Raw genomic sequence first — 6,848 nt, forward strand, 5'->3', positions numbered from 1 at the left:
ACGGACCGCAGGGGGTGGGAGTGGAACGGGAGTTCAGAGCGCGCGGTGGTATTCGGCCCAGGCGACGTGCGACTCGTGGAGCCGCGCGGTGAGGCCCGGGGGCCGGGGCCCCGCGTCCGAGCCCTCCGTCGGCCATCCGGGCGGCGCGCCGGTCGGTCAGCACCCAGACAAGGAATCTCGGTAGCGGTGTCGGATCCCGCGAACTCGGGGTGTTCGTCGAGGTTGCACTAGGAGAGCACCGAGACGACGCCATGCCACGGAACAGTGTCTGGTGCGGGAAGAGGCGAAGTCGCCCTCCTGGAACGGGGCGCGCATGACGTCGTACTGAGTCGTCGGCACCCGCCCGTGAAAGACCAGGGATTCCGTACCGCGGCTCACGGCCGAGTACAGGGTTCGCACCACCGCCTCGGCCTCAGCCTCAGCGGGCAGGGGGGCCTCGGAGGTGATGATCTCACCTCGCCCCGGGCTCATCACCCAGAAGGAGCGTATGCGGCTCGGCACGCGTGATCCCCTGCCAACGACGGCTCACCCGGCCCCGCGGCCGGACTCCCGCGATCGTAGACGATCACCCCGAAACGCCCGCCGGGCCCCCTCGCCCGCGCCCCCGTCAAGCCCCCGCATCAACGTCACCACCCGTGAGACCGCCATGCGAGGGACCGGCGGGCGTGGCCGGTCGTGTCGGGGTCCGGGCGGGCGGGAGACTCGCCGCGCGTGCTCTGGCGCCGGTCCCGCGTACCGGCCGGGGCGAGGGCACGCTTTCCGCCTCAGCCGAAGCCCCCAGGAGTCCGCGTGGGCGTCCACACCCCACCCCCGAACGGCGCCGCCGTCGACGAAGAAGACACGTACGACAACGAAGTGCCGATGCGGCACAAACAGCCCGGCAACGTCGTCGTGAAGTGGCTGACGACCACCGACCACAAGACGATCGGCACGCTCTACATCGTCACGTCGTTCGCGTTCTTCATCCTCGGCGGCATGATGGCGCTGCTCATGCGCGCCGAACTGGCCCGCCCCGGCACACAGATCCTGTCGAACGGACAGTTCAACCAGGCATTCACGATGCACGGTCTGATCATGCTGCTGATGTTCGCGACACCGCTGTTCGCGGGCTTCACCAACTGGATCATGCCGTTGCAGATCGGCGCCCCCGACGTGGCGTTCCCGCGTCTGAACATGTTCGCCTACTGGCTCTATCTCTTCGGCTCGCTCATCGCCGTCGGATCCCTGCTCACCCCCGACGGCGGGCCCGACTTCGGCTGGTTCATGTACACGCCGCTGTCGGGCGTCGTGCGCTCACCCGGCGTCGGCGCGGACATGGCGATCATGGGACTCGCGTTCTCCGGGTTCGGGACGATTCTCGGCTCGGTCAACTTCATCGCCACGATCATCTGCATGCGCGCGCCGGGCATGACGATCTTCCGCATGCCGATCTTCGTGTGGAACGTGCTGCTCACCGCGGTGCTCGTGATCATGGTCTTCCCGGTGCTCGCGGCCGCGCTGTTCGCCCTGGAGGCGGACCGCAAGTTCGGCGCGCACGTCTTCGACCCGGCCAACGGCGGCGCGCTGCTGTGGCAGCACCTCTTCTGGTTCTTCGGTCATCCGGAGGTGTACATCATCGCCTTGCCGTTCTTCGGGATCATCTCCGAGGTGATCCCGGTGTTCTCGCGCAAGCCGATGTTCGGCTACTCCGGCCTCATCGGCGCGACGATCGCCATCGCGGGGCTCTCGGCGACGGTGTGGGCGCACCACATGTACGTCACCGGCGGCGTGCTGCTCCCGTTCTTCGCGTTCATGACCATGCTCATCGCCGTACCGACGGGCGTGAAGTTCTTCAACTGGATCGGCACGATGTGGAAGGGATCGCTGTCGTTCGAGACGCCGATGCTCTGGGCGCTCGGCTTCCTCGTGACCTTCACGTTCGGTGGTCTGACCGGTGTCATCCTGGCGGCCCCGCCGCTCGACTTCCACGTGTCGGACTCGTACTTCGTGGTGGCCCACTTCCACTACGTGGTGTTCGGTACGGTCGTCTTCGCCATGTTCTCCGGATTCCACTTCTGGTGGCCGAAGTTCACCGGCAAGATGCTGGACGAGCGCCTGGGCAAGATGACGTTCTGGATGCTGTTCGTCGGCTTCCACGGCACGTTCCTCGTCCAGCACTGGCTCGGTGTCGAGGGCATGCCGCGCCGCTACGCCGACTATCTGGCCGCGGACGGCTTCACCACCCTCAACACCATCTCGTCGATCTCCGCCTTCCTGCTGGGTCTGTCCATGCTTCCGTTCTTCTACAACGTCTGGAAGACCTCCAAGTACGGGAAGATGGTCGGCGTGGACGACCCGTGGGGCTACGGACGTTCACTCGAGTGGGCGACGTCCTGCCCGCCGCCGCGCCACAACTTCCTCACCCTGCCGCGGATCCGCTCCGAATCCCCGGCGTTCGACCTGCACCACCCCGAGGTCATCCAGTACGAGCACGCGCACGCGACCGGCGCCGGTGCCCCGGGGAGCGGAGGGCAGTGAGCGGGATGCGACGGCCCGCGAGCCACGCGAGCCCGCGGTCCGGGGCCGGTTCGCCCGAGGAAGGACTACGGCAGCTGGACGGCTACCTGTACTGGCAGGCCGAGCTGGACAGCGCCCGCAGCGACGCCGAGACCTTCTGCGACCAGTTCCCGTGGCTGACGACGTACGAGCGCGCCGAGGTCGTCGACCGCTACACACAGGAACGGACCGCCGCGAGCGAGGCCATGACGCGACGCGTCGCGGCCCGCTGCGTCGAGCTGCGCGAGGAGTACACCGCCCGCTACCGCCGCCTGCGCGCACGCGTGGTGGCCGCGGCCGCGGCGCTCTTCGTCGCCGCCTGCCTGGCCCGCGAGGCTCTGACGCTGCACGGGTGAGCCGGTGGCGGGCGACGGGTAGCGGGTAGCGGGTAGCGGGTAGCGGGGTGAACGCCGAGGCCGCTGGGAGGGGCCCGCGGCCGAGGTCAGTTGACCTCGCGGTCACGGCCCTCCCAGTACGGCTCCCGCAGCTTGAACTTCTGGATCTTGCCGGTCGCGGTCCGTGGGATCGCGTCGCGGAACTCGACGCTGGTCGGCGCCTTGTAGCCCGCCATGTGCGCCTTGCAGTGCGCGATGATCTCCGCCTCGTCGACCTCCGCCCCGGGGGCCCGCACCACCAGGGCCTTGATGGTCTCCCCCCACTTGGTGTCGGGCACTCCGATCACCGCCACCTCGGCCACCCCCGGGTGCGAGAAGATCGTGTCCTCGACCTCGATCGACGAGACGTTCTCGCCGCCCGTGATGATCACGTCCTTCTTCCGGTCCGAGATCGTCAGATGGCCGTCGGCCGCGTCGATCGAGCCGCCGTCGCCCGTGTGGAACCAGCCGTCCTCAAGGACGGCCGCAGTCTCCTCGGGCTTCTCCCAATAGCCGTCCAGGACCACGTTCGAGCGAGCCAGGACCTCGCCCGAGTCGGCCACCCTCAGCCGCACGCCGAGGGCGGGCACGCCCGCTCGCGACAGCTTCCGGGCCCGCTCCTCGGCGGGCAGCGCCGCGTCCTCGGGGCGCGTCCTGTTGAACGTCAGGACCGGGGACGTCTCCGTGAGCCCGTAGATCTGAGTGAACTCCCAGCCCAGCTCCTCCTCGACACGCTGGATCGTCCGGCTCGGCGGCGGGGCGCCCGCGCACACGATCCGCACCCGGTCGCGTCCCGGAATCGCGCCGTCCCAACCGGCGGCGGCGTCGAGGACCGCGTTCCACACCGCCGGCGCGCCGCACATCAGCGTCACCCCGTGCTCGTCCACCCTGCGCAGGATCTCCGCTCCGTCGACCTTCCGCAGCACCACCTGCTTCACTCCGAGCCCGGCCATCACATACGGCATGCCCCAGCCGTTGCAGTGGAACATCGGGAGGGTGTGGAGGTAGACGTCGCGCTCCCACGCGCGCGTGTGCAGACCGAAGGTGAGGCCGTTCACCCAGATGTTGCGGTGGGTGAGCTGGACTCCCTTGGGACGCGCCGTCGTTCCCGACGTGTAGTTGATCGTCGCCGTGGCGTCCTCGTCCGGGTTGGACCACGGGCGCGGCTCCACCCCGAAGCGCATCAGCTCCGTCTCCGTCCGCTCCCCCAGGACGAACCGGTGCTTCGCGGTGACGCCCGCGGTGGCCTGCTCCACCTCGGGGTCGACCAGGACCACCGAGGCGCCGCTCTGCCGCATCACGTACTCGATCTCCTCCGACCTGAGGCGGAAGTTGACGGGCACCGCGATCCGCCCGCTCATCGGCACCGCGAACAGCAGCTCCAGCAGCCGGGCCGAGTTCTGACTCACCACGGCGACGCGCTCGCCCTCCCCCACGCCGAGCGCGTCGAACCCGGCCTGCCAGGCCCGGACCCGCTCGCCGAGACGGCCGTACGTCGACGTCGGCACGGGCGTCGCCGGCTGGACCGGTTCGTCGATCACACCGGGGCTGTTCGCGAAGCCGAACTCGGCCCGGTCCAGAAAGTCCGCAATCGTCATCGGAACGCGCATCGCTCTCCCTGCTCCCTGTGGTCGCCCGTGTCCGTGGCCCGTACCTGCTGCCGCGTTGCGGACCGTGTCCGTCATCGTGTAGTCCGTGACGCGGGTCTCACCACCCCCGAACGGGGGTGAACCGAGCACAGTGAGGTGATCGAGTGACCGCAGACGCCGTCGAGGCGGTCGAGATGCGCGCGGCCCTGCTGAGGCTGCGCCGGGCCACCGGCCTGCCGGTGGCGTTCGGCGGGCTCACGTCCGGCTCCGACCGCATGCGCATCGCCGAGCTGAGCGGCGCGGCGACCGACGCGCTGCGCGGCCTCGCGGTCGCCGCGGGCAACGGCCTGGGCGGCAAGTCGCTCGCGCTCGCCCGGGCCTGCGCGGTCACCGACTACCAGGGCTCGCAGCACATCAGCCACGAGTACGACGCGGCCGTGACGGCCGAGGGCCTGCGCTCGGTCCTCGCGGTCCCCGTCGTCGTACGCCGCCGAGTGCGAGGTGTGCTGTACGGGGCGCTGCGCTCGGCCCGGCCGCTGGGTGACCGGACGCTGGACGCGGCGGTCTCGGCCGCGCGCGATGTGGAGCAGGCCCTGGTCGTCCGGGACGAGGCACGGGCGCTGCTGGCCGCGGCGCGGGTTCCGCGGGCCGGGGGCGGAGGGGTGTGGGAGGAGGTGCGGGAGGCGCACGGGGCCCTGCGCGCCCTCGCCCCGAAGATCGTGGATCCGGCGCTGCGGGCGGAACTGCTCGCGGTGTGCGGGCGGTTGGCGGGGGCGGGCGCCGGGGCCGTGGTCACGACCGTGCCCGGTGCCTCGGTCGAGCGTGAGGTGGCGGTGAGGCTCACCACGCGCGAGGTGGACGTACTGACCTGCGTGGCCGCCGGGGTGACCAACGCGGTGGCGGCCGAGCGGCTCGGGGTGCGCCCGGAGACCGTCAAGGGCTATCTGCGGTCGGCGATGCGGAAACTCGGCGTCCACACGCGCGGGGAGGCGGTGGTGGCGGCTCGGCGGGCGGGGCTGCTGCCGTAGGGCCTGCGGCCCCGCCCGCCGCGGGTCACTTGTCGGCCGTGAGCTTCCCGGCCGTGCCCCAGCTCTCGGCCGGAACCTCGTGGATCCACACGTGGACGGCCTCGGCCGGGATCTCGTACGCGTCGACGAAGGCGTCCGTGACCTTCTCGACGAGGACGCGCTTGGCCTCGACATCGCGCGGACCCTGCTGAATGGTGACGATCGGCATGGCTCAGACTCCCTCGGTTCTGGTTCCTGCGGTCCCCGTGGTTCCCATGGTTCCTGCGGTTCCTGCGGTTTCCCGCTTGCGCAACCAGTTGATCGCACGAGGGGGCGCCGACCAAGAAGCACTCCGCGAGCGCAGCGATCAGAAATCGTGATCGTCGCTGTTCAGGCACGCTTCGAGGAAGAGGGCGAGGGTTTGGTCGGCATCGGCCCGCGTCACCAGGGAGGTGGCCAGGGCAAGGCCCGGCGCCCTGAACGGCACGAAAGCGATCCTGGGACTGTGCACCACCTGGGCGTGGGACGCGTACACGACCGTCCACATCGGGGTGGTGCCCGTACCGATCGTGGCGAGGGTGTCCTGGAGCGTGCCGCTGGTGGGGCCCGGCGTGGGCTCGAACCCCGCCTCGTGGCAGGCGCCGACGACGAGGTCGACGAGAGCCGGGTGGTTGTCGCGCGCGGTGAGGCTGAGCGGCAGACCGGCCAGGTCGGCGACGGCGATGTCCGGGCCCGCGGCCAGCGGGTGCCGGACCGGGACCGCAGCCAGCAGCGGCTCGCGCCAGACGCGTACGGCGCGCAGCCCCGGCGCCGGCTTCGGCCCGTCGACCCCACCGCGCAGGAACGTCGCGTCGAGGCGTCCGTCGCGCACGCGCCGCAACCGTTCCTCGGGCGGCGCGGAGACGAGCTCGACCGTGATGTCCGGGGCGAGTTGTGCGTAGGTACCGAGGACCCGGTCGAGGTGGGCGCCCAGGCCGGTGCTGGTGCCGATCCGCAACGTGCCGCGGCGCGTCACGGCCGCCCTGGCCCGCTCGGCCGCGGCCAGTACGGCTCGCGCCTCGGGCAGAAGCCGCTCCCCGGCCGGCGTGAGCCTCACGTGCCGCGGCGAACGGTCGAACAGCTCGGCGCCCAGCTCCCGTTCGAGACGGCGGACCTGCTGGCTGACGGCGGACTGGACGATGTGCTGCCGCTCGGCGGCCCGCCCGAAGTGCAGTTCCTCGGCGACGGAGACGAAGTAGGCGAGCTGGCGCAGTTCCATGACGTGACCCTAGTAGTGCTTGGTCAGGTCGTCTGTGGGAGAGCGTGTCTTTGAGGTTGGGTGGGCGTTGAAGATGGCGTGACTC

6 protein-coding genes and 1 pseudogene are annotated in these 6,848 nt (G+C 70.6%); 3 read left to right on the top strand and 4 right to left on the bottom strand.

Going from position 1 to position 6,848, the window contains the following annotated elements; genetic code table 11:
- Positions 1–285 precede the first annotated feature (285 nt).
- A pseudogene (locus OFY01_RS32705) lies at positions 286–501 on the bottom strand (dehydrogenase); the annotation flags it as partial.
- 288 nt (positions 502–789) lie between these two features.
- Between OFY01_RS32705 and ctaD the strand changes: the two are divergent.
- Together ctaD and OFY01_RS28125 are read left to right on the top strand one after the other, a co-directional pair.
- A complete protein-coding gene (gene ctaD / locus OFY01_RS28120; protein ID WP_407700440.1) occupies positions 790–2,517 on the top strand; it encodes an aa3-type cytochrome oxidase subunit I in 1,728 nt (575 codons plus the stop codon).
- Entirely contained in the window at positions 2,514–2,891 is a 378-nt protein-coding gene (locus tag OFY01_RS28125) for a hypothetical protein (protein WP_407700441.1), read from the top strand. Before ctaD ends, OFY01_RS28125 begins: the two co-directional genes overlap by 4 nt.
- A gap of 86 nt (positions 2,892–2,977) precedes the next feature.
- Here OFY01_RS28125 and OFY01_RS28130 read toward each other — a convergent pair whose 3' ends face one another.
- Entirely contained in the window at positions 2,978–4,519 is a 1,542-nt protein-coding gene (locus OFY01_RS28130; protein WP_266604607.1) for an AMP-binding protein, read from the bottom strand.
- Positions 4,520–4,692: 173 nt separating this feature from the next.
- On the opposite strand from OFY01_RS28130, the gene OFY01_RS28135 reads away from it, so the two are divergent.
- Positions 4,693–5,526 carry a helix-turn-helix transcriptional regulator gene (locus tag OFY01_RS28135; protein WP_407700442.1) on the top strand — a complete coding sequence of 278 codons (834 nt, stop codon included), beginning with the start codon at positions 4,693–4,695 and terminating at the stop codon, positions 5,524–5,526.
- 25 nt (positions 5,527–5,551) lie between these two features.
- Here the strand turns inward: OFY01_RS28135 and dmpI are convergent, their stop codons facing one another.
- Together dmpI and OFY01_RS28145 are read right to left on the bottom strand one after the other, a co-directional pair.
- Positions 5,552–5,734, bottom strand: a complete 183-nt coding sequence (gene dmpI, locus OFY01_RS28140; RefSeq protein ID WP_266604611.1) for a 4-oxalocrotonate tautomerase DmpI — start codon at positions 5,732–5,734, stop codon at positions 5,552–5,554.
- 138 nt (positions 5,735–5,872) lie between these two features.
- On the bottom strand, positions 5,873–6,763 hold the full coding sequence (locus OFY01_RS28145; protein WP_266604613.1) for a LysR family transcriptional regulator: 891 nt from the start codon (positions 6,761–6,763) through the stop codon (positions 5,873–5,875).
- Positions 6,764–6,848: the final 85 nt, after the last annotated feature.

The sequence above is a fragment of the Streptomyces beihaiensis genome (assembly GCF_026274175.1).
GTDB classification, from domain to species: domain Bacteria; phylum Actinomycetota; class Actinomycetes; order Streptomycetales; family Streptomycetaceae; genus Streptomyces; species Streptomyces beihaiensis.